The following is a 1,676-nucleotide window of genomic DNA, read 5'->3' as shown; positions in this document are numbered from 1 at the left end:
TTCCTGGTATATTGTAATTGACCCATCTAACTGGTCGACTACAATATACTTCTCCTTTCTTTCAACCTTTAATAACCGTGGTTGAAGGCGGTGTTGTTAATTTGTAAAATTGAATATGTGAATGTGGATTTGTATGTTCACTTCCTGTAGCTTGACTACTTCTGAAAGGTTCTTACCACACCTTATTCCAAAACAGTGATTAGTTAGATGAGTCTTTGAATTCGTATTTTGAACCAGGTTTTGTGGTCTAAGTGTTGTGGATAACCACTTTCACAAATTTTAATCAAGAAAGGATGTTTATTTATGAAATTAGTTGGTATTGATGTTGGAAAGAACAGTCATCACTTTTGTGTTATGGACAAAGAAACCGGTGAATTCAATGTTGCACCTTCTTCTTTTTCTAACAACAAAGAAGGATTTGACTCTCTGATCAACTCTCTTAAACCGTATTCTAAAAAATCAATTCTAATTGGTATGGAAGACACTGGGCATTACCATGTTGCTCTTCTAAAATTTCTTCTTAGCAATGGATATACCGTTGCCTTGATCAACCCTAAAACTACAGATCTTACCCGCAAGATGGAAGGCGGCATTACTAAGAATGATAAACTGGATACAATCACTATTTGTGATGTTCTAGATACTCCTGAGCGTAAGAAACAGTATCGTATTACTAAAGTTGACCGTTTTGATTTATACGAACAGAGACAATTGACTCGTCATCACCATAATCTAAAGGAAGAACTCAATGTCTACTGTAATCGACTACAGAAATCGATTGATCTTGTTTTTCCTGAATTCAACACTTTATTCAGTTCGAAATATAGCATTGTTTACATGAACCTTCTTAAAACGTTTGGCAGTGCTGAAGCTATTGCTTCTACAGATATTCGTACAATTCGTAAATGTTTTGAAGTCAAAGGAAGAGGCGGTCGCATTTCATTGACTCCGGAAAAATTAAAAGAATGTGCAAAGAATTCCATCGGAATCTCTTCTGAAGTTGAAACTATACAAATCAAACACTTGGTAAACCAAATCACGCTTATTAAAGAGCAAATCGCTGAAATAGATAAAAAAATAGAAGAGTTCTCGATCAAAAACAACTCTCCTATCCTAAGCATTCCAGGGATTTCTCATTTCTCTGGTACTTCTATTTTAGCCGAATTAGGAGATATTGGCAATTATTCCAAGCCATCTCAGATCATTAAATTTGCAGGAGTAGCACCATATCACTATGAATCGAGTCAATACAACGCCCAACATACTGGCATAACCAAGAAGGGATCTAAGTATCTTAGAAAGACTTTGTATCAAATCATACTGACTGTAATTAACAATAATCCTGTATTCAAGAAATACTATCTATTAAAGATTTCTCAAGGTAAAGGACACCGTTGTGCTCAAGGCCACTGCATTAGAAAGTTGCTTAGAATCATTTATCATTTACTAGAAACAGGACAATCATTTGATCCTGCATTATTAAGATAAGACCAATGCATCTAAATACATCTGAACTTTTAAAAAAATACATTTTAAAAGTTCTTTTCGTCATGCCTAAATTTAATCCAATATTCACATTTTCAAAGATCTATTTAAAACTAACTAAAAAATCTAGTTATTTTTGTATTTTCAAACTTTTTCATAAAAAATACTTGAATTTTATATAGTTAGCTTTC

General features: G+C 33.4%; 1 protein-coding gene. It reads left to right on the top strand.

Annotated elements, in window-relative coordinates; genetic code table 11:
- Positions 1-303: 303 nt before the first annotated feature.
- Positions 304-1,488 carry an IS110 family RNA-guided transposase gene (locus EUBIFOR_RS11865; protein ID WP_003866316.1) on the top strand — a complete coding sequence of 395 codons (1,185 nt, stop codon included), beginning with the start codon at positions 304-306 and terminating at the stop codon, positions 1,486-1,488.
- Positions 1,489-1,676 lie beyond the last annotated feature (188 nt).

It is taken from the genome of Holdemanella biformis DSM 3989 (assembly GCF_000156655.1).
GTDB classification, from domain to species: domain Bacteria; phylum Bacillota_I; class Bacilli_A; order Erysipelotrichales; family Erysipelotrichaceae; genus Holdemanella; species Holdemanella biformis.
Note: the sequence above shows the minus strand (reverse complement) of the source record. Positions and strands in the feature narration are given on the sequence as shown.

Coding starts and splice junctions, on each gene's coding strand:
- EUBIFOR_RS11865 (WP_003866316.1), top strand. CDS start 304: ATGAAATTAGTTGGTATTGATGTTGGAAAGAACAGTCATCACTTTTGT.